At 66.8% G+C, this 286-nt stretch carries 1 pseudogene; it reads right to left on the bottom strand.

What is annotated here, in order from left to right:
• Window positions 1-286 (bottom strand): annotated as a pseudogene (locus ACLJNW_RS24505) (EamA/RhaT family transporter); the annotation flags it as partial.

Here is a 286-nt window from a genome sequence, read left to right as displayed (position 1 = left end):
AGCAGGTACAGCGGCAGCAGGGCGAGGATCGCCACCAGCACCTGCAGGTAGAGCAGTTGCATGGCCGGCAGCTTCAGGCTCCATTTCTTCAGCAGCACGCTGTACACCGCATAGGCCAGGGTGGCGACGATCATCATCGCGTCGCCGAGATTCACTCCATGCTCCAGCAAAGCGCCGAGATGGCCCTGGGAGATCACCAGCACCACGCCGGCCAGCGACACCAGCGCGCCGAGCAGCGCCCCGGCGTTCAGCCGGTGGGCCAGGATGCTGCTGGCCAGGCCCAGCG

It is taken from the genome of Salmonella sp. SAL4457 (assembly GCF_046548235.1).
Taxonomy (GTDB): domain Bacteria; phylum Pseudomonadota; class Gammaproteobacteria; order Enterobacterales; family Enterobacteriaceae; genus Salmonella; species Salmonella enterica.
Note: the sequence above shows the minus strand (reverse complement) of the source record. Positions and strands in the feature narration are given on the sequence as shown.